An 18265-nucleotide genomic window follows, 5' to 3' on the forward strand; every position below is an offset into this window, starting at 1 on the left:
AACCGACCGTCGGTCTATTCATACAGAACGGATTGGAAGCGTTCAAGGAGCGTCTCGTGCGGCTCACTCGTTATGCAATCGGAGCGGCCGTTGTCGTTGCCGTCGGTGCGGCAAGCGCCTGGTATTTTCTTCGCCCGGTTCCCGTCTCCGTCATTTCGCCGAAACGCGGCGATGCGGCGGAGATCATCTATGCGGATGGCGTGGTGGAGCCGCGCACCTGGGCGAAAGTCACCCCGACGGTCGCCGAGCGCATCGTCGAGCAGTGCAATTGCGAGGGACAGCGTGTCGCCAAGGGTGACGTGCTCGCCCGCCTCGACGACACCGAGGCACGGGCGGCGCTTGGCGAACTACAGGCGCGGCTGACGCTGGCGCAGGAGGAATATCGGCGCAAGCTGGCGCTCGCCGAACGCAGCACGATCAGCGAACAGGAAGTCGACCGGGCGCGCAGCGAACTCGGCCAGCTCGAAGCGCTCGTCGCCGGCCGCCAGGCGCGGCTCGCGACCTATGTGCTGCGCGCACCGAGCGCCGGCCAGGTACTCAGGCAGGACGGCGAGATCGGCGAGGTCGCGGATCTCGGCACGGTGCTCTTCTGGGTCGGAGAGCCGAAACCGCTGATCGTCACCGCCGACGTCAACGAAGAGGATATCCCGCGCGTCGAAGTCGGCCAGAAGGCGCTGCTCCGATCGGATGCCTTCCCCGACCGCAAGCTGGAAGCGACGGTCGACAGCATCACGCCCAAGGGTGATCCGGTAACGAAGACCTATCGCGTGCGCTTTCGGCTGCCCGACGACACGCCGCTTCGGATCGGCATGTCGACCGACGTCAACATCATCGTGCGGGTCGCCAATGGCGCCTTGATCATCCCGACCGTGGCGCTGGAAGGAGCGAAGGCCGCCGTGATCGACGGCAATCGCGCACGGATCCGAGAACTGAAAACGGGCATCCGCGGCGCCGACGGCGTCGAAGTCCTCTCCGGCCTCAAAGACGACGCGCGCGTCGTCTCGCCCTTCCCGACCGGTCTTGCCGATGGCACGCGGGTGAAGGCCACCCCTTCGCCGGAGAAATGAGCCCGCCATGCGCCTCATCCTCGACATCGCACTGACGCACATCACCGGCCGAGGCCGACAGACGATCGTCGCGATGCTGGGCGTGGCGGTCGGCGTCGGCTTCTCCATCGCCATGGCAGCGCTGATGCAGGGCGGCCAGGACGACTTCGTTCGCCAGCTCGTCGACACGATGCCCCATGTGCAGGTGACCGACGAGCAACGCACGGCGCGCCGCCAGCCGGCGGAAGACCTGTTTAGTGCCGCGGCCATTTCCGGCCTCAGGCCACGCGACGACCGCCGCGGCATCATCAACCCAACGGCAGCGCTCTCCTGGCTCGACGGCTGGATCCCCGGCCGCTTTGCAGCCACCCTCAGGGCGCAGGGCGTCCTTCGCTATTCCGGTCAGGAGGTCGGCGCCGCCGTCATCGGCATCGATCCGCAGGCGGAGCCGCGGGTCTCGCCGATCATCGGAGATTTCAGGGCGGGCAGCTTCGCCGCCCTTGCCGCCGGCGGCAACAATGTGGTGATCGGCGATACCATGGCCTCCCGGCTCGGTGCCAAGATCGGCGACACGATCACCGCCGTCTCTTCGGAAGGGCTCAGCCGCCGCTTCAAGATCGTCGGCCTCTTCCACACCGGCACGACGGCGCGCGACGAGGGCGAGGCCTATGTGCTGCAGAAAAACGCCCAAATCCTCTCAGCCCGGCCCAACGCGATCAACGTGATCAACATCAAGCTCGACGATCCGAACGCCGCCCCGACCGTCGCCCGGCGTATCGAGGCGGAACTCGGCTACAAGGCGATCGCCTGGCAGGAGGCCAACGAGTCGATCCTCGAGGCGCTCGTCGTGCGCAACGTCATCATGTACACGGTCGTCGCTGCGATCATGCTGGTCGCCGGCTTCGGTATCTTCAACATCATCTCGACGATCACGCACGAGAAGGCGCGCGACATCGCCATCATGAAATCGCTCGGCTTCACCGAGACCGACATGCGCATCCTCTTCGTGCTCGAAGGCGTGGCGATCGCGACAGTCGGCACGCTTGTCGGCTGGGCGTTCGGCTTGGCAATGATCTATGGCCTTTCGCTCGTCCGCTTCGAGCTCGCCGCCACCGGCCAGGAGATGACCCGGCTACCGATCGCCTGGAGCATGTTGCACTATCTGATCGCCGCCGCTTTCGCGCTCGGATCGGCAGCGGTTGCCGGCTACCTGCCGGCGCGGCGCGCGGCCCGGGCAAATCCCGTCGAGATCATCCGGGGCGCGACATGAGCACGCTGATCGAAACCAAGGATTTGACGCGGATCCTCAGGGAGACCGTACCTGTCACGCTGGTGAAGGACATATCGCTCACCATCGGCGAGCGGGAATTCGTCGCTGTCACCGGCCCCTCCGGTTCCGGCAAGTCGTCGCTCCTCTATCTGCTCGGCCTGCTCGACCGGCCGACGGGTGGCACGCTTATGATCCGCGGTCGCGACACGGAGCGAATGGACGAGAACGAACGGGCAGCCACGCGGCTCGCCAATATCGGATTCGTCTTCCAGTTCCACTTCCTGTTGCCCGAATTTACCGCCCGCGAGAACGTCGAAATTCCCATGCGCAAGCTCGGCCGCCTCGGCCGGAGCGAGATGCGTGGGAAGGCAAGCGAGCTGCTTGCGGCACTCGGGCTTGCCGATCACCTCGACAAGCGGCCCGATCAGCTCTCGGGCGGCCAGCGCCAGCGCGTGGCGGTCGCCCGTGCACTCGCCAACGACCCGCCGCTGATCCTCGCCGACGAACCGACCGGCAGTCTCGACAGCACGAGCTCCGAGCAGGTCTTCAGGATCCTGGAAACGCTGGTGCGCGAAGAGGGCAAGACCGTGGTCGCGGTCACTCATGACCTGGATATGGCCGCGCGCATGGACCGGCGCCTTCATCTCATCGATGGGCACCTGACCACGGAGACGATCAATGCCGCGCGCCAAGACGAAGGCGCAGCTCCGGAGGCCTGACGAACGAGGCCTCAGCCGAAGACGAGATCGCTTTCGGAGAGAACCGAGAGCGAGCTATCCTCGATCAGAATGCCTTCGGTTTCCGAGCCATTGAAGGAGACGAACACGCCATCGGCCGTGTCGCGCGCTGCGGCAAGGAAATCCGCATAGCTGTGAATACCCGTTGTGTCCTGGGCCTCGTGGGAAAAGGCGATGCGGTCACCCTGCCGGCCATCGAAATCGAGAATGCGATCGAGGCCCACCTCGCCGGAGGTTTCCGACGACCAGTAAAAGGTGTCCGCGCCGCGGCCACCCGTCAGCACATCACTGCCGTTACCGCCGCTCAATAGGTCGTTCTCGGACCCTCCATCGAGGAAATCCGCCCCGTCGCCGCCGAAGAGCTGGTCGTTTTCCGACGCGCCCGTCAGCTTGTCATCCCCGCCGCGCCCCTCGAGGATATCGTTGCCGCTCGAGGCGTAAAAAGTGTCGTTGTCGTCGCCGCCGCGCAGTACGTCGTCGTAGCCCCCGCTCGAAACGTTGAAATATTCGATACCGGTGAACGTCAGGCCGGTATGGGTGACACCCCGTGCCGCGTCGAAGTCCATCGCCTCCGGCAGGCCGCCATAGTTGAGGTTCAGGAGGTCCCGGCCTTCACCGCCATCGACCTCGCCGACGTAGCGGGCATTGATCGTGTCGTTGCCCGCGCCGCCGCGCAGGATCGACGCAACACCGAGGCTGCCACCGCCGGGGAAGGTGTCCTGCAGCCAGTCGTCTCCGGCGCCGCCATCGAGCACGTCGCTGCCGCCGGTATTGGCTAGCGTGTCCATTCCGTCGCCGCCATAGGCCACATCGTCACCGGCGCCCGTGACGATCGAGTCGTTTCCGGCACCCCCGTGAATGTAATCATTGCCGTCTTCGCCATAGAGCGCATCCCCTCCGGCGCCGCCCTCGAGGTGATCGTTTCCAGCGCCGGCCTCGACCACGAGATAGGTCAGATCGCCGGCGATCACCCGATCGTTGCCGCTGCCGAGCATGAGGCTCGCCTCCTCGATGCCGCTAATGACGGTGCCGGTCGAGGCCCCTCCGGCGGAGAAGTCGACCGTCAGGTCGCTCGTGCGCTGCGTTTCCTTGATCCATAACCAGTCCTGGCCCGCCCCACCGTCGATTTCTGCCGAATACAGCGTCGAGGTGATCTGATCGCGGCCGTCACCGCCAAACAGGCGATTGGCGCCGAGCCCGTCGATGATCGTATCGTCGCCGACACCCGCGTCGACGAAGTCGTTGCCGCCGCCGGTCTGGATGACATCGGAAAGCGTACTCCCCAGGATCCGGTCGTTGCCGCTTCCCGTCGTCACTTCGATCTTTTCGATGCCGTCATAGGTGACGAAGATATGGCGCTCGCCCGATGTCTGATGACCGATGATGCCGTGGCCGTTTTGCAGGTTGAAGACGACGGGGGCTTTGGCGGCGACGAGATCGATAGCCAGCGTATCGGTGCCGCTGCCGCCGGAGACGGTGCTGCCGGTACCGATGAGAACGAAGCGGTCGTTGCCGGCGCCGCCATTGAGACGATCGTGACCGCCGCTGTTGGTTATGAGATCGTTTCCGCCACCGGCGTAGACGACATCGTTGCCGGCGCCCGTCGAGATGTTGTCGCCTGAGGCGGTGCCGGCGATCCGGTCGTCGCCGCTGCCGGCAAGCACCCGCAACCACTCGATATCGTGGAAGAAGACGTGGCGCCCGGCGAGCGCAGGATCTCCGACATAACCGTGGCCGGACCCGCCGTTGAACACCATGCGCTCGGAGGTTTGTGAGAAATCGACCACGAGACCATCATAGCCGGCCCCTCCGGTGACCGCACCGCCGGTCCCGTTCAGCACGATCTGGTCGTCGTCGGCACCGCCGTCGAGCCGATCAAAGCCGCTCGAGCTTATCAGGGTATCGCGCCCGCCGCCGCCGCTGACGAAATCATCGCCAGCGCCGCCGTCGATCGTGTCGGCGCCGAAAAGCCCCCAGATGCGGTCGCTTTCCGCGGTACCCTTCAAAACGTCGTTCCCATAGGAACCTACGATCCTCGCCATGCGATCACTCCCCTTCAAACAATTTTCAAGAATACTTTGCCACGGAAATATCGACACTTCTATGCGGACTGTATTTATATAAACTCGTAAAGCAATACCGAATAAATACTCGAAATACTGGCAATATAATTCGAGATTTATATTAGTTGTTTCGCGCGTATATTTTCATCCTCGGCGCCGTGCGTCCCTCGGCGTGAGAAACACGCGTGCGAGCTTTTCGGGAAAGAAGGCCACGAGCCTCGATAGCCGGTCGCTGCCGGACACGACGGCTTTGCCCGAAGTTCGGGTGGTGGCTTATGGGAGGTGCCGACCTATCCCTGCACCGGCGCGGCTGCCCAGCGCCTGGTCGCTTCCGCTGCATCGTCAAAGCTTGCCTCGAAGGCTGCGGATGCGAGCACAGCGCGAATGTGGAGCGTTTCGCCGCCGACATTTGCAAACCCGTGCCGACGCAATTTCGGCACGATCAGCGATTGATTGCTGGTGAGGATGAAACGTTCGTCGTCGATCCACATTTCCGCCTGCCCCGCCACCACCGTCAGCACCTCTTCGACGGGATGGCTATGGGTGGGCGCGCCGGCGCCGGGCGCGATCCATTGTTCGAACAGGCACAATCCGGAAGCGCCATTGAGCGCGGAGATGAGCATGCGGGTCTCAACCCCCGGGCGCCACATCTCGATCGGCCAGTCTTCATGCGCGACAGCTCCCATGACGTGCTCCCCGCCGATGAAATCCGGCCAGCAGTTTATCAGGTTGAACCAATCGACACGACCGATCCCGCTGAGCGCTCAAGGGCATTTGATGCCTCGCCTTATCGATAGCTGGGCAAAAGGAAGGGGCGGCGCGGAACGCCACCCCTCCCTGAGAGACTACAGTATGAAGACCGCCTACGGTCAGTTGATGACTTGGACCACCGTTCTCGACTGCGGCTCGACGATCACGCGGTGGTCATTTACGACCGCATAGGCGTAGCGCGGATTATCGGGTACGGGCGTCAGGACGACGGCTTGCGGGATGGGTTTACCGATCACGACCTGCTCCTGCACGACGACCGAAGGCGGTGCGGGCTGCTGTTCGACATAGGTGATGACTTCCGGCGGCGGCGGCGTCAGCGCTCCGCCGAGCGCGCCACCGACCACGGCACCCACACCGGCACCGATCGGCCCGCCGACGACGGCACCCGCGGTTGCGCCGCCAACGATGCCTGCGGCCGTGCCGGCTTTCTGGTTGGCATCCTCAGCAAATGCGGATCCTGCCATCAAAGAAACAACAGCCGCGGCGATTATAAGCTTCTTCATGATCTAATCCTTTCGTTTGATCACCACATCAACGAAAAGAATAATAATTTGTTCCGAATCCACGCTAATTTCAGCGCATCACGCTTGATAAATTTCATTAACAATCAATGTATGATCGACATCAACGCCATACAATTCAAAGAGGCACCGACCATTATCAATTCTATAGTACAAATAGCAGAGAATCACCCTCTATGTGACTGAGACGCCTTCGTGCGCTCTCAAGGCAAACCCATCTGCCCCGCCACGCTTTCTGCCCGCACCGCCCATCAGTCACGGGGCAACCGGCCAAGAAGCAGTTTGTTCCCTTCCCTGTTGCCGCAGCGTACGCATTTCAGCGCCGGGCCGATGGAATTGAGAGAGACGCCCCATCCGCGCCTGTTTGCAACAAGCCGGCGATCGATCCGCCCCTGGTGTCGACATTTCCCGCATTGCGCCACGAGCACGTACCATTCCGGCAAGAGTTCCAAGGTCGCCCCGTCAACGGTGGCGTCTTCGCGCGGCATCAGGTCGATGCTTCGACGATGCCTCATGTTCATTCCTCTCGAAGCTTCGACTCGCTTCGCCCGTCATCCAGCTGCCGGGCCTTGAGCGGCCCGCTCCTTCGTCAGCGTGCGGAACCGTCGAGCCGAAGCGAAAGCTGGACACCGCCACGCTTCAGCCGCGGCAACGGCGGCGCCATGTCGATGCGGCCGAAGGTGCGCTTGCGCCATTCGGCCTCGCGTTCCCGCTTCTTTCGGGCGGCCGCAACGGCGGCCATGGCGCGTTCGATCACTTCTTCCGTGTGGGTCATGGTCTCCATCCGACTCATGGGAACCTCCGCTTTGTTCTTGTTATGTTCTTATTTTAGCGTTCCAATGTCAACTCCCCTCATGAGCCCGGACGAATCGCCCTTGCCGTATCGAGGCTTTCTGCGTCGCTCGGCGCCGGGCGCAGGGTCTGATCGGCCGAAGCCAAGGCGACGATGGGCAAAAGAGCGGCTTTTTCGGCCACCCGATTTTCCTTGTTTTCCAGCGGCTGGCGACCGGTCCTCAGCGCCGCCTCATTAACCTTCGCATTGCCGAATTAACCATTTGTTAACCATTTGATCGATACACCGAAGCAACGGAAAATTTACCAAGATGAATGATGTGTTAACCGAATCCCGGCCGATCCGCCTCAAGGGGCGATCCTTCCTTGCGCTAGCGCTGACCCCCGAGCTTCCGCTCGAGGATTGGCTCACCCGCCTCGACCATCTCGCCTCCCGCTCCGCCGGTTTCTTCCTGCGACGCCCGGTCGTGCTTGATGTCGACGGCCTTGATATCGACCGGTCGCAACTGCGCGAACTCGTCGACCAGCTCGGCAAGCGCAATGTGCGCATCATGGGCATCGAAGGCGCGCGCCAGTCTCTGCTCGGCGCTGACCTTCCTCCCGCGATGACCGACGGTCGCCCGGCGGCGGACTACGAAGCCAAGATGGCGGAACAGGCCGAAAAGAGCGAGACGCCGGAAGCGGAAGCAGCCGCGGAAACCGTGATCACGGCAGAACCGCTTGCCACCAAGGCGACGCCGTCGATCGTCGTCACCCAGCCGGTGCGCTCCGGCCAGTCGCTGTTCTTCCCCGAAGGGGACGTGACGATCATCGGCTCGGTCGCCTCGGGCGCCGAAGTCGTCGCCGGCGGCTCGATCCACATTTACGGCGCGCTGCGCGGCCGGGCGATGGCCGGCACCACGGGCAATGCTTCGGCGCGGATCTTCTGCCGCAAGCTCGAAGCGGAATTGATTGCGATCGACGGCTTCTACAAGACGGCCGACGACATGGAGCAGAATCTGCGTGGCAAGTCCGTGCAGATCTGGCTCGACGGCGAAGAGCTGAAGGCCGGAACGCTCGGTTAGGCCGAGGCAAGGAAAGGTGTGGATGCTTGCCATCCGCATCTGGTGATTCAGGTCGATCCGGCCGGGGTCACGAGGACGTAGGCGAAGGCGAATTCTTAGATACTTGGAGAGACGAATGGGCAAGGTAGTCGTAGTTACATCGGGCAAGGGCGGCGTCGGCAAGACGACGTCCAGCGCCGCACTGGGCGCCGCACTCGCTCAGAACGGCGAGAAAGTCGTCGTCGTGGACTTTGACGTCGGTCTGCGCAATCTCGACCTCGTCATGGGCGCGGAACGCCGCGTCGTCTATGACCTGGTCAACGTGATCCAGGGCGAGGCCAAGCTGTCGCAGGCGCTGATCCGCGACAAGCGCTTGGAAACGCTCTATCTGCTGCCGGCCTCCCAGACCCGCGACAAGGACAACCTGACGCCGGAAGGTGTCGAGAAGGTCATCGCCGCCCTTCAGAGCGCCTTCGACTGGGTCATCTGCGACAGCCCCGCCGGTATCGAGCGTGGCGCCACGTTGGCCATGCGCCACGCCGACATCGCGATCGTCGTGACCAATCCGGAAGTCTCGTCGGTGCGCGATTCCGATCGCATCATCGGCCTGCTCGATTCCAAGACGCTCAAGGCGGAAAACGGCGAGCGCATGGAAAAGCACCTGCTGCTTACCCGCTACGACCCGGTACGCGCCGAGCGCGGCGACATGCTGAAGGTCGACGACGTGCTCGAAATCCTGTCGATCCCGCTGATGGGCATCATTCCGGAAAGCGCCGACGTGCTGCGCGCGTCCAACGTCGGTTCGCCGGTCACGCTGGCCGACACCCGCTCGGCCCCGGCGCTCGCCTATTTCGAGGCGGCTCGCCGACTGAAGGGCGAGGCCCTGCCGATCAACATCCCCGGCGAGAAGCGCAGCTTCCTCGGCAAGATCTTCGGAAGGAAAGCGGCATGAACCTTTTCCGTTTCTTCTCCCGCACACAGTCAGCGCCGGCCGCCCGCGAACGGCTGCAGGTGCTGCTCGCCCATGAGCGCGCATCCGCCGGCGATAGCGATCTCGTCACCAAACTGCGCGACGAAATCCTCCAGGCGATCTCCAAACACATGCAGATCGACGACGACAAGGTCCGCGTAACGATGGAACGCGGCCCCCAGGTCTCAACGCTCGCCGTCGATATCGAGATCCCCTTCGACGCAAAGAAGGCGGCCTAAGGGCCGCCAACTTATTTGGGAAGCAACGTTCCTCTCGGCCGACTTCCTGTTTTCAGATACGGCAGCATCCAGCGGGTACTGCCGTATGTTTTTGTTTGAGACTAGTACTCCGGGGCGACACCGAAGACGAACTCCACCTTGTCGCCCGTCATGTTGAAATATTGGTGATCGAAACCCGCCGGAAGCCGTCGCGCGGGTTGAGCTCGAACCAGACCTGGCTTTCGGCATCGGGCACATGGATGTTCAAGATACCCGACACCAAGTAGAGGCATTCGTCACCCTTGTGGCGCTCCATGCCGGTGCGTTTTCCCGAAAGCAGCGTCGTCTTGCCGACGGTGAGCTGATCGGTCGCGCAATAGAGGCCGGTATAGGCGCCCTGCGTTTGCCGATCGAGGCTTAAGAGCAGATCGGCATCGCGCATCGAATGGATTGTCCTGGCCTTCCGCTGGGCGTCGGCGTCCATCGGCCAGCGACCGATGGACTCGCTCTGGCCATAGCGCGATTGCTCGATCTCGATATAGGGCTTGGTGCGCGCATAGGGGCCTGACGTGCCCTTGGCCGGCGGCGGCGCGAAGAATTCCAGCACGCGGACCTGCTCGTTGCCAAGGTTGAAACCGTGGTGCCAGGTTTCCTTGCGGAAGAACAGCGCCTCGCCTTCCTTCGCGATGCAGAATTCACCCGTCTCGGGGTTGGCAAGGCCAAGTGTACCGCTCAGCACGTAGAGAACCTCGTACGCCCCGAAGATCGCGGGAGGCCATCGTATGCTTGAAGCAGCCGCCGGGCTGCATGAAGACGATCTGGTGAATGCTTTCCGTCGAGGCGTAGATCCAGCCGTCAACGAGACCGGCATTTTCCTCGCCCCAGAGATGCCGCGTGACGCCGGCATAGGGGATGTGGCTAGGACGATCAAAGACAGGACGGGGAGACGGCTTGTATCCCATTGGTAAACTCCTTGGTTCTGGGCGCGAAGCGGCGCGCCGATGTGGGGGGGGGGGGGGGAGGTCAGTCTGCGCCGTCTCGCCGACGACGGTCGCCCGTTTTGCGACCGTCCTTGGTTTCGATGACTTCCGCGACCTGAAGGCGTTCTTTCAACAACACCTGCGAAATGCGCGGATGGTCTCCGCCTCAGCATAGAACACTCACGCGGCCTGTTGCGGCAGCGGCCCGACATAGAGCGAACGCGGCCGGATAAGGCGGCCTTCCAGCGCCTGCTCGCGGGCATGGGCGATCCAGCCGACGGTGCGACCGATCGCGAACACGCCGGTGAAGGCGTCGCGCGGGAAGCGCAGCGCATCGAGCAGCAGCGCCGTGTAGAACTCGACGTTGACGTCGAGCGGGCGGTCGGGCTTGCGCACCTTCAGGACGGCGAGCGCCGATTGTTCGACCTCTTCTGCCAGTCGAATGCGATCGCGGTTGGCCGGATGCGCAGCGATCAGTCGTTTCAGCGCGCCCTTCAGCGCATCGGCGCGGGGGTCGCGGACACGATAGACACGGTGGCCAAAGCCCATCAGCCGTTCGCCGTGGTCGAGCGCGTCGGAAAGCCAGGCCTCCGCATTCTCAGGCGTTCCAATCGCGTCCAGCATGTCGAGCACCGGACCAGGCGCGCCGCCATGGAGCGGCCCCTTGAGCGCCCCGATGGCGGCAAGCACCGAAGAGGTGAGACCGGCCTTGGTGGAGGCGACCACGCGTGAGGCGAAGGTCGAGGCGTTGAGGCCGTGGTCCGAGATCGTCACCAGATAGGCGTCGAGCGCCGCCACTTCTTGTCTGCTCGGCACCTTGGCACAGAGCATCGCCAGGATATCGGCGGCGTGCGACAGCGCCGGCGTCGGCGCGACCGGAGCTTCACCGCTCTTCATGCGCAGCGCCGCCGGCAGGAAGACGGCCGGCGCGGCGAGCAGACGTAGGGCCGTATCGAGGTCCTCCCCATCCGGGAGCCGGGCGATGAGCGCGCGCATGATGTCGACCGGCGGCAGTTCCAGCAACGCATCGTCGATGGCGCCAACATGGGCGAACACTTCCGCTCGCTTCTCACCCAGCCGCTTCGCGAGTTCAACCCGGTCCGGCATCGGCCCCAGCAGCCCCTCGAACAACAGCGCCACGACATCCTCATAGCTTGCGTGGCCGGCCAGGTGATCGAGCGAGACGCCGCGGATGATCAATTGACCCGCCTCGCCGTCAACATGGGAGAGCTGCGTTTCGGCGGCGACGACGTCTTCAAGTCCGTTCTTCATCATCAAGTTTCTCCTTTACGCCGAGGATGATCCGACCTAGACCTATTGACGTCAATCTTGATGCTATTGATCAACATGAATACACTCTGGATCACCGCCGAAGAGGCGCTCGCCAAGCTCGGCAGCAAACGGCAGACGCTCTATGCCAATGTCAGCCGCGGCCGCATTCGCGCCAAGCCCGACCCCGCCGACCCGCGCCGCAGCCTCTACCAGGCCGACGACGTGCACCGGCTGGCCGAGCGCCACGCCGGCAGGCGGCAGGCGGCGGTCGTGGCGGCCGAGACGATCCGCTGGGGCGAGCCGGTACTGCCAACGACGATCTCCAGCATCGCCGGAGGGCAGCTCTCCTACCGCGGCAGCAACGCGATCGAACTTGCCACCACAGCGACCCTGGAGGAGGTCGCCGCCCTGCTCTGGCTGACACCGGCGGCGGTTGTTGTTCCAGCGCGCGATCCCGGCAGCAGCCAATCGCGGCTAGCAACGACCTTTACGCTTCTCGCCGGGCGCATCGAAGCCGACCTGCCGGCGCTCGGACGCAGGCCCGCCATCCTGAAGGCCGAGGCCGCCGAGGTGCTGGCGACCGTTGCCGCCGGACTTGCGCCGTCGCGGGAAAATGTGCCGCTGCACGAGCGCCTGGCGCACGGCTGGGAGCGGCCGGAGGCGGCGGAGCCGATCCGCCGATGCCTGGTGCTGACGGCGGAACACGAGCTCAACGTTTCCGCCTTTGCAGCACGGGTCACCGCGTCGTCCGGCGCCGCACTTTCCGCCGCCACACTTTCGGGGCTTGCCACCCTCACCGGCCCCAGGCACGGCGGCGCCTGGCTGAGCGTCACGCGGCTTGCCGAACAGGCGGCCGTGGGCGGGGTGCGCGAGGCGATCCGTACCATGCTGTCTTCGGACGGCGTGGTCCGGGCTTTCGGCCACCGGCTCTATCCGGACGGCGACCCGCGCGCGAAGGCCATCATGTCGAGCTTCGACGTGCCGCCGCTCTATGCCGCGCTGGCCGAGGCCGGCGAGGAACTGCTCGGAGAACCGGCCAATCTCGACTTCTCTCTGGCGGCGCTCGCTGCTGCCTATGATCTACCCGATGACGCGCCGATGGTGATATTCGCCCTTGCACGCACCGTCGGCTGGCTCGCGCACGCAATGGAACAGGTCGTCAGCGGCGATCTGATCCGGCCGCGCGCCCACTATGCCGGATCGTAGCTCCTCCTCCGCGCCCTCAGCCCTAAGCTCGATTGACTAGAAAAGGCGCGGGCGGGCGGCCGCAAAAGGGCCACAATACGCGCCTGGGGAAAGAATATCCGTCAATCTGGAGCGAATTGGCCTTTATTAAATAATGTTAATGAAGCGGATTTCCGGAGATGTCTGCCGAAATATTACGCGTTATTAACATGACGGCGGCGCACGGAAGTAATACCTTCATTTTCGAGGCTGAATATTGCCGGCGACCGCTTCGGCCGTGACGCGACAATAGGAGACAGCCTCGAACGGAAGCGCGCGGCGCTTCCTTCAATTCAGGAGATGCAGTCATGCGCTCGCCCTTCAAGACCACCACCATCGCAACCGTCGCCCTCGTTCTCTTAAGCGGCGCCGCCTTTGCTGCCGATCACCACGATTTCGGCCGCGACAACGACAAGGGTGCCTATACCGGCGATTACTACCAGGGCATTTTCGCCCAGGACGACATGGCAACCCCGGCCATGCCGGTCTACCGGACACCGACCCACATTGCATCGACGCGGCTCGATCACGTCCTGCATGAACTCCGGGTCGACAACCACCGCATCAACGCCGACCACGAACAGGGCAAGCTGACGGCAGCAAACTACCGGAAGCTTGAACGCGAAGACGGTGCTGTGCGCGCCGACGCCGTCAAGACCGCCGCCGCCCATCACGGCATGCTGCCGGCCCAGTCCTACGCCCGGCTCCAGGGTGACGTTCGCCATCTCGACCGCGACATCGCCCGAATGGCTTGACCGACACGTTGAGGCTCACCCGTCTTCGGGTGAGCCGTAACCGATGGGGCCGGGCCTGCTCAAGGGCCTGGTCCTTCGGTAACCAGACCGCCCCTTAATCCAATGCCGGCCGACGGTGCCCGCAGACCCGACCTGCCTCGGGCTGCGTCCGGCCAAGTTCGTCCGGCAAACAGGCAGCGAAAGGAACAGGATCATGTCAAACATTCTCACGAGGTATCGAGCTGCCGCCCTCCTTGGCGCAGCCGTCATCATTGCGCCCTTGTCTGTAGCAGCCTTCACAGGCCATGACGTGGCCGCTGCGGCGGCCAGTCCGGCCGTTGCAGTCCCGGCCACATCCGGCGGATCCTTCGCGCCGGTCGTGTCGGCAGACAAGCCGGCGGTCGTCACCGTGACGACCGTGATCAAGGCCGACAACGCCGGTGCGAGCGAACCGTCGCAACCGGGCGGAAATTCGCCCTTCGACGAACAATTCCGCCAATTCTTCCACGATCAGGGCATCCCCTTGCCGGACCAGGCGCCTGAGCAGCGTCAGCGTCAACGGGCCGAAGCGCTCGGCTCCGGTTTCATCGTGACCGCGGACGGCTACGTCGTCACCAACAACCACGTCATCGACAAGGCATCGAGCATCATGGTGACGCTCGACGACGGCACGCAAGTGCCGGCCAAGCTTGTCGGCGCCGACCCGAAGAACGACCTCGCAGTCCTGAAAATCACGGCGCCGAAGCCGCTCGCAACAGTTGCCTGGGGCGATTCCGACACCTTGCGGGTTGGCGACCAGGTGCTGGCGATCGGCAACCCGTTCGGCATCGGCACGACGGTCACGTCGGGGATCGTCTCGGCGCGCGGCCGCGACCTGCACAGCGGTCCCTATGACGATTTCATCCAGATCGACGCCCCGATCAACCACGGCAATTCCGGCGGACCGCTGGTCGACGCAAAGGGCCAGGTGGTCGGCATCAACACGGCGATCTATTCGCCGAACGGCGGTAGCGTCGGCGTCGGCTTCGCCATCCCCTCGGACCAGGCGCAAAAGGTCGTCACTGAGTTGATGAAGGATGGTTCGATCCAGCACGGCTTCATCGGCGTGCAGATACAGCCGGTCACGGCTGATATCGCCGACGCCATCGGCCTTGCCCAGCCTGAGGGCGCGCTCGTTGCCGGCGTCAGTGGCGGAACGCCCGCGGCCAAGGCCGGCATCAAGGCCGGCGACATCATCATCGCGCTTGGCGGCAACCCGGTGAAGTCGCCGCGTGACCTGTCGCGCATGGTCGCCGACCTCTCGCCCGGCACCTCGAAGAACCTGAGCCTATGGCGGACCGGCAAGACGAAGGATGTTGCGATCACGATCGGCGACAATGCCGCAGACCAGCAGTAACCGTCGCAAGTACGTCACCGCACACCTTGCCTCCAACCAGCCCGGCCGCACCGCGGCCGGGCATCGCCATGGCATCAGTCAGGCGGCAAGCGCTCCGGTCCGGTTCTGCTCGCGCCAGGCGACGGGGCTCAAGTCGGTGACGCGGCGAAACTCGCGATTAAAATTCGATTTCGTCTGAAAGCCGGATTCCAGCATGGCCGCGGTCACCGACATGTCGGTTTCGCGCAACAGCCGGCAGGCCTCAGCAATCCGGATATCGTTGATGTATTGCGAGACGTTCTTGCCCGCCAGCCGATTGACGGCGGTCGATATCTGCCGGGCGGGCAGGCCCGCGCGCCGCGCCAGACGTGACAAGGTGAGGTTTTCGTCGCGGGCCAGTTTCTGACTGACGAGCAGTTGATCGATCCTGTCGAGGATTTCGCGGTCCTGCGGCTTTGCAACAGGATCCTCGTCGGTGACCGCGCCGGCGGCCGGAAGCGCACGCGCACGGTCCGCGACCATGGCTGTCAGCCCGATGAAGAGCAGGCCCAGCAAGTTCGCGTTACTGACGATGAGGCCGATATTCGCGCCCCTCGTCCATTCGAAATCCAGAAGGATCGCAAGATCGAAGAGCGCCGAAAGGCAGAGCGAGAACGCGGCAATGAGCAAGGCGCGGTGCGCCGCGGCCGCACCTTCGAAGCGCGCTTCCTCCAGCGCATCCGTACCGACGCGCGCCAGGTTCAGGAGCGCCAGCGCGTATCCGACATATTCGACGATCAAGGCGAAATCGATGTAGCGCGGCGCGAACAGCACGAGCGCGAACATACCGATCGTCGGCGCCGCATGGACCCACCCCGCCGCAGCAGCACTGCGCTCGTCTCTGCGGATCAGGCTGTGGAAACTCGCAAGCACCAGCGGCGGCACACCGCTCGCAAGCACCGGCAGCGCAAACTTCAACGCAGTGACGTCATAGCCCCAACGCAGCCCGACGATCACCGACTGGAGCGCACAGAGCGCCACCAGAGCGAGGAACGGCCGGTTGCGCCGCCCTGGCTCGTCGCCATGCAGCATGAACGCAAGCAGGATAAGAAGCAGCAAGGCGACGACGAACGGGAGCGGCAGAAAGATCAAGGCATGTCCTTCAGACAAAAACGGGCAGACAAAGGCGGGCAGACAAACGGCAGGCAGGCGAGCGGCAAGCAGGCATTTCGATGGGCGGATCATTGCCCAGATCGCGATTCGGGACGACCTCAATCGCGATCGAGGACGCGGACAAGGGGGGCGTCGGTGACGATCGGCCGTCTTTTCCAACACAGCGAGATGCCCAATGCCCCTCCTCCAGTTCATTCCCGCCGCTGCCTTCCTTCTGAGCCTGGCCGCCTCGGCGCAAGCCGATGACGTCGGCGTCCGCGAGATCGACGTTGCCGCACCGAAGCGGGAACGCCAACTCGCCGTCACCGTCTGGTATCCCGCCAAAGCCGGCGGTGAGCCGGTGCTTGTCGGCGACAATCGCATCTTCGAGGGATCGCCCGCATCGAAGAACGCCCCCTTGCGCGAGGGCCGGTATCCGCTGGTGGTTCTGTCCCATGGTTCGGGCGGCCGCGTCGAGGCGATGAGCTGGCTTGCGGCCGAGCTCGCGGCGGCCGGCTTCATCGTCGCCGGCCCCAACCATCCCGGCACCACCAGCGGCGACTCGACGCCTGCCAACACGCCGAAGCTTTGGGAAAGGACGGCCGACCTCTCGGCATTGATCGACACGTTCACCCGGGATCCGCAATGGAGCGCTGCAATCGACCCCGGGCGGATCGCCGTCCTCGGATTCTCTCTCGGCGGCTCGACCGCCATGGAGATTTCAGGGGCAAGAGCGAGCCTCGAGGCCTATGCCGGCTACTGCGACAGCTACGGCAAGTGGGATTGCGCCTGGTTCGTCGGCGGCAGGGGCTATGTCGACGACACGCCGGTCGACGTCGACAAGCTCGATCTTCGCACCGTCGACAAGGCGCGTTTCGAGCAGTCGAACCGGGATCCTCGGATCAAAGGCGCCGTACTCGTCGACCCCGGCCTCGCCCAGGCCTATGTGGAAGACAGCCTCAAGGCGATCGCGATCCCGATGCATTTCATCAATCTCGGCAGCAAGGAGACGATCCCGCTTGCGGTCGCTTCCGAGCCGCTGGCGGCGCTGACGCCGAAGGGCTCCTATGCCACGGTCGCCGGAGCAGACCACTTCAGCTTCCTGCCGATATGCAAGGACGGCGCTGCCGAACTGCTTGAATCCTTCGGCGAGGTCGATCCGATTTGCGGCACGACGGAACGGCCGCGCGCCGATATTCATGCCGAGATCAGCAAGCTGACCCGCGAGGCCCTGCAGAAAACACTGGCGAATCGATAGCATCGTCATACTGGCCGCAGGGCGATGACACGCGTCGCCCTGTGCTCGGTCTGTTCGATTTCGGTCTTGCCCGGAGAGATGGCATCGTCCGAGGAGACGAGAAGCTGCCATCGCTCTGGTCCGCTGCTAGCGCTGAAACGTGAGGTGGACAGTCCCACTCTCGGCCGTTTCTGCCTTGACGGTGTAGCCGGCCTCCAACCCGCGCAGATCGTCCCAAAGACGGATACCCCGCCCGAGCAGGATGGGTGCGATCGCCACATGCAAGCTATCGACAAGGCCTGCCTTGAGATAGGCGCGCACGACCGTGGGTCCGCCGCCAATACGGACATCCTTACCGTCCGCAGCGCTCGTCGCCTGCCGGAGTGCATCGGCAAGGGACGTGTTCAGAAAATGAAATGTGGTGCCTCCGGCCATCTCGATCGGAGGCCGCGGCATGTGCGTGAGCACGAAGACCGGGACGCGAAACGGAGGTTCTTCCCCCCACCAGCCGCGCCAGTCGGGATCGTTTGGGTGAGCGTGAAATCCAAACATGGCGGCACCCATAATCTCAGCACCGATGTTTGAGAAGTATGACTGCGCATATTGCTCATCGACGCCCGTGGTGCCCGCTCCGGACGTGTCCTTGAACACGCGCTCCCGCATCGTTCGGGTCGCAGCATAGGCGGCAACCAGACGCGGCCAATCAGCGCCAAACGGATTGTCCGGGGTCTGATCTGTGGTTGTCGCGAAACCGTCCAGGGAAATGTTGAGATCGACACGAACTGCCATTGGTCTCTCCTAATAGTAAGGTAGATGCCTTATTAATTTCACCCGAATACAAAGGCAAGTACCTTATTATCATTGACGCGCGTGCGCGGTCC

18 protein-coding genes and 1 pseudogene are annotated in these 18265 nt (G+C 63.8%); 10 read left to right on the plus strand and 9 right to left on the minus strand.

All coding sequences use genetic code 11. The annotated features are described in order from the left end of the window. The first annotated feature begins 56 nt into the window (after positions 1-56). From AC3WVQ_RS27965 to AC3WVQ_RS27975, 3 genes are read left to right on the plus strand one after another with little or no spacing between them, the layout of a single operon-like run. Positions 57-1067 (plus strand): efflux RND transporter periplasmic adaptor subunit, encoded by a 1011-nt coding sequence (locus AC3WVQ_RS27965; protein ID WP_034798492.1) that lies wholly within the window; start codon positions 57-59, stop codon positions 1065-1067. 7 nt (positions 1068-1074) lie between these two features. Continuing rightward, positions 1075-2316: an ABC transporter permease gene (locus AC3WVQ_RS27970; protein ID WP_492383278.1), complete on the plus strand. Its 1242-nt coding sequence runs from the start codon at positions 1075-1077 to the stop codon at positions 2314-2316. Continuing rightward, positions 2313-3035: an ABC transporter ATP-binding protein gene (locus tag AC3WVQ_RS27975; protein ID WP_060521876.1), complete on the plus strand. Its 723-nt coding sequence runs from the start codon at positions 2313-2315 to the stop codon at positions 3033-3035. Before AC3WVQ_RS27970 ends, AC3WVQ_RS27975 begins: the two co-directional genes overlap by 4 nt. A gap of 11 nt (positions 3036-3046) precedes the next feature. On the opposite strand, the gene AC3WVQ_RS27980 is transcribed toward AC3WVQ_RS27975, so the two are convergent. From AC3WVQ_RS27980 to AC3WVQ_RS28000, 5 genes are all read right to left on the minus strand, one after another. Further along, the gene (locus AC3WVQ_RS27980) at positions 3047-5095 is read right to left on the minus strand and encodes a calcium-binding protein (protein ID WP_268088130.1); all 2049 of its coding nucleotides are present in this window, start codon (positions 5093-5095) and stop codon (positions 3047-3049) included. A 311-nt stretch (positions 5096-5406) separates the two neighbouring features. Beyond that, positions 5407-5802: a cupin domain-containing protein gene (locus AC3WVQ_RS27985; RefSeq protein ID WP_034798394.1), complete on the minus strand. Its 396-nt coding sequence runs from the start codon at positions 5800-5802 to the stop codon at positions 5407-5409. A gap of 183 nt (positions 5803-5985) precedes the next feature. Further along, positions 5986-6390, minus strand: a complete 405-nt coding sequence (locus AC3WVQ_RS27990; protein ID WP_060584803.1) for a DUF1236 domain-containing protein — start codon at positions 6388-6390, stop codon at positions 5986-5988. 607 nt (positions 6391-6997) lie between these two features. Further along, positions 6998-7183, minus strand: a complete 186-nt coding sequence (locus tag AC3WVQ_RS27995) for a hypothetical protein (protein WP_034798488.1) — start codon at positions 7181-7183, stop codon at positions 6998-7000. Between the two features lie 77 nt (positions 7184-7260). Next, positions 7261-7383: a hypothetical protein gene (locus tag AC3WVQ_RS28000; protein ID WP_255381169.1), complete on the minus strand. Its 123-nt coding sequence runs from the start codon at positions 7381-7383 to the stop codon at positions 7261-7263. Positions 7384-7511: 128 nt separating this feature from the next. Between AC3WVQ_RS28000 and minC the strand changes: the two genes are divergently transcribed. The 3 genes from minC to minE all read left to right on the plus strand — a co-directional run bounded on the left by minC (position 7512) and on the right by minE (position 9452). Further along, on the plus strand, positions 7512-8264 hold the full coding sequence (minC, locus tag AC3WVQ_RS28005) for a septum site-determining protein MinC (RefSeq protein ID WP_268088122.1): 753 nt from the start codon (positions 7512-7514) through the stop codon (positions 8262-8264). Positions 8265-8379: 115 nt separating this feature from the next. Further along, entirely contained in the window at positions 8380-9195 is an 816-nt protein-coding gene (gene minD, locus AC3WVQ_RS28010; protein WP_034798389.1) for a septum site-determining protein MinD, read from the plus strand. Beyond that, complete coding sequence (minE, locus tag AC3WVQ_RS28015; RefSeq protein ID WP_034798387.1) at positions 9192-9452, plus strand: cell division topological specificity factor MinE; 261 nt, start codon at positions 9192-9194, stop codon at positions 9450-9452. The genes minD and minE overlap by 4 nt, the downstream gene beginning before the upstream one ends. 148 nt (positions 9453-9600) lie before the next feature. Here the strand turns inward: minE and AC3WVQ_RS28020 are convergent, their stop codons facing one another. Continuing rightward, a complete protein-coding gene (locus tag AC3WVQ_RS28020) occupies positions 9601-10674 on the minus strand; it encodes a cupin domain-containing protein (protein WP_457578511.1) in 1074 nt (357 codons plus the stop codon). Continuing rightward, a complete protein-coding gene (locus tag AC3WVQ_RS28025; protein WP_034801767.1) occupies positions 10592-11683 on the minus strand; it encodes a citrate synthase/methylcitrate synthase in 1092 nt (363 codons plus the stop codon). Before AC3WVQ_RS28025 ends, AC3WVQ_RS28020 begins: the two co-directional genes overlap by 83 nt. Positions 11684-11758: 75 nt before the next feature. Here AC3WVQ_RS28025 and AC3WVQ_RS28030 point away from each other — a divergent pair, with 75 nt between their 5' ends. The 3 genes and pseudogenes from AC3WVQ_RS28030 to AC3WVQ_RS28040 form a co-directional block, all read left to right on the plus strand. Further along, positions 11759-12889, plus strand: coding sequence for a citrate synthase (locus AC3WVQ_RS28030; protein ID WP_060584600.1), 1131 nt, complete (start codon positions 11759-11761; stop codon positions 12887-12889). 326 nt (positions 12890-13215) lie between these two features. Continuing rightward, positions 13216-13662, plus strand: a complete 447-nt coding sequence (locus AC3WVQ_RS28035; protein ID WP_090425993.1) for a hypothetical protein — start codon at positions 13216-13218, stop codon at positions 13660-13662. A gap of 193 nt (positions 13663-13855) precedes the next feature. Beyond that, a pseudogene (locus AC3WVQ_RS28040) lies at positions 13856-15034 on the plus strand (Do family serine endopeptidase); the annotation flags it as partial. 81 nt (positions 15035-15115) lie between these two features. On the opposite strand, the gene AC3WVQ_RS28045 reads toward AC3WVQ_RS28040, so the two are convergent. After that, positions 15116-16147 (minus strand): helix-turn-helix domain-containing protein, encoded by a 1032-nt coding sequence (locus AC3WVQ_RS28045; RefSeq protein ID WP_034801707.1) that lies wholly within the window; start codon positions 16145-16147, stop codon positions 15116-15118. A gap of 196 nt (positions 16148-16343) precedes the next feature. Here AC3WVQ_RS28045 and AC3WVQ_RS28050 point away from each other — a divergent pair, with 196 nt between their 5' ends. After that, complete coding sequence (locus tag AC3WVQ_RS28050) at positions 16344-17405, plus strand: alpha/beta hydrolase family protein (RefSeq protein WP_034801709.1); 1062 nt, start codon at positions 16344-16346, stop codon at positions 17403-17405. Positions 17406-17531: 126 nt separating this feature from the next. Here AC3WVQ_RS28050 and AC3WVQ_RS28055 read toward each other — a convergent pair whose 3' ends face one another. After that, positions 17532-18173, minus strand: a complete 642-nt coding sequence (locus AC3WVQ_RS28055; protein ID WP_060644430.1) for a dihydrofolate reductase family protein — start codon at positions 18171-18173, stop codon at positions 17532-17534. Between the last annotated feature and the right edge of the window lie 92 nt (positions 18174-18265).

This window comes from Ensifer sp. EB106-05-01-XG146, assembly GCF_058791875.1.

Excerpts from the sequence above, each read along its gene's own strand:
- AC3WVQ_RS28055 (WP_060644430.1), bottom strand. The coding sequence starts at position 18,173 with ATGGCAGTTCGTGTCGATCTCAACATTTCCCTGGACGGTTTCGCGACA.
- AC3WVQ_RS27970 (WP_492383278.1), top strand. The coding sequence starts at position 1,075 with ATGCGCCTCATCCTCGACATCGCACTGACGCACATCACCGGCCGAGGC.
- AC3WVQ_RS27980 (WP_268088130.1), bottom strand. The coding sequence starts at position 5,095 with ATGGCGAGGATCGTAGGTTCCTATGGGAACGACGTTTTGAAGGGTACC.
- AC3WVQ_RS28020 (WP_457578511.1), bottom strand. The coding sequence starts at position 10,674 with ATGCCCGCGAGCAGGCGCTGGAAGGCCGCCTTATCCGGCCGCGTTCGC.
- AC3WVQ_RS27985 (WP_034798394.1), bottom strand. The coding sequence starts at position 5,802 with ATGGGAGCTGTCGCGCATGAAGACTGGCCGATCGAGATGTGGCGCCCG.
- AC3WVQ_RS28035 (WP_090425993.1), top strand. The coding sequence starts at position 13,216 with ATGCGCTCGCCCTTCAAGACCACCACCATCGCAACCGTCGCCCTCGTT.
- minC (WP_268088122.1), top strand. The coding sequence starts at position 7,512 with ATGAATGATGTGTTAACCGAATCCCGGCCGATCCGCCTCAAGGGGCGA.
- AC3WVQ_RS27990 (WP_060584803.1), bottom strand. The coding sequence starts at position 6,390 with ATGAAGAAGCTTATAATCGCCGCGGCTGTTGTTTCTTTGATGGCAGGA.
- minE (WP_034798387.1), top strand. The coding sequence starts at position 9,192 with ATGAACCTTTTCCGTTTCTTCTCCCGCACACAGTCAGCGCCGGCCGCC.
- AC3WVQ_RS27975 (WP_060521876.1), top strand. The coding sequence starts at position 2,313 with ATGAGCACGCTGATCGAAACCAAGGATTTGACGCGGATCCTCAGGGAG.
- AC3WVQ_RS28050 (WP_034801709.1), top strand. The coding sequence starts at position 16,344 with ATGCCCCTCCTCCAGTTCATTCCCGCCGCTGCCTTCCTTCTGAGCCTG.
- AC3WVQ_RS27995 (WP_034798488.1), bottom strand. The coding sequence starts at position 7,183 with ATGACCCACACGGAAGAAGTGATCGAACGCGCCATGGCCGCCGTTGCG.
- minD (WP_034798389.1), top strand. The coding sequence starts at position 8,380 with ATGGGCAAGGTAGTCGTAGTTACATCGGGCAAGGGCGGCGTCGGCAAG.
- AC3WVQ_RS28030 (WP_060584600.1), top strand. The coding sequence starts at position 11,759 with ATGAATACACTCTGGATCACCGCCGAAGAGGCGCTCGCCAAGCTCGGC.
- AC3WVQ_RS28025 (WP_034801767.1), bottom strand. The coding sequence starts at position 11,683 with ATGAAGAACGGACTTGAAGACGTCGTCGCCGCCGAAACGCAGCTCTCC.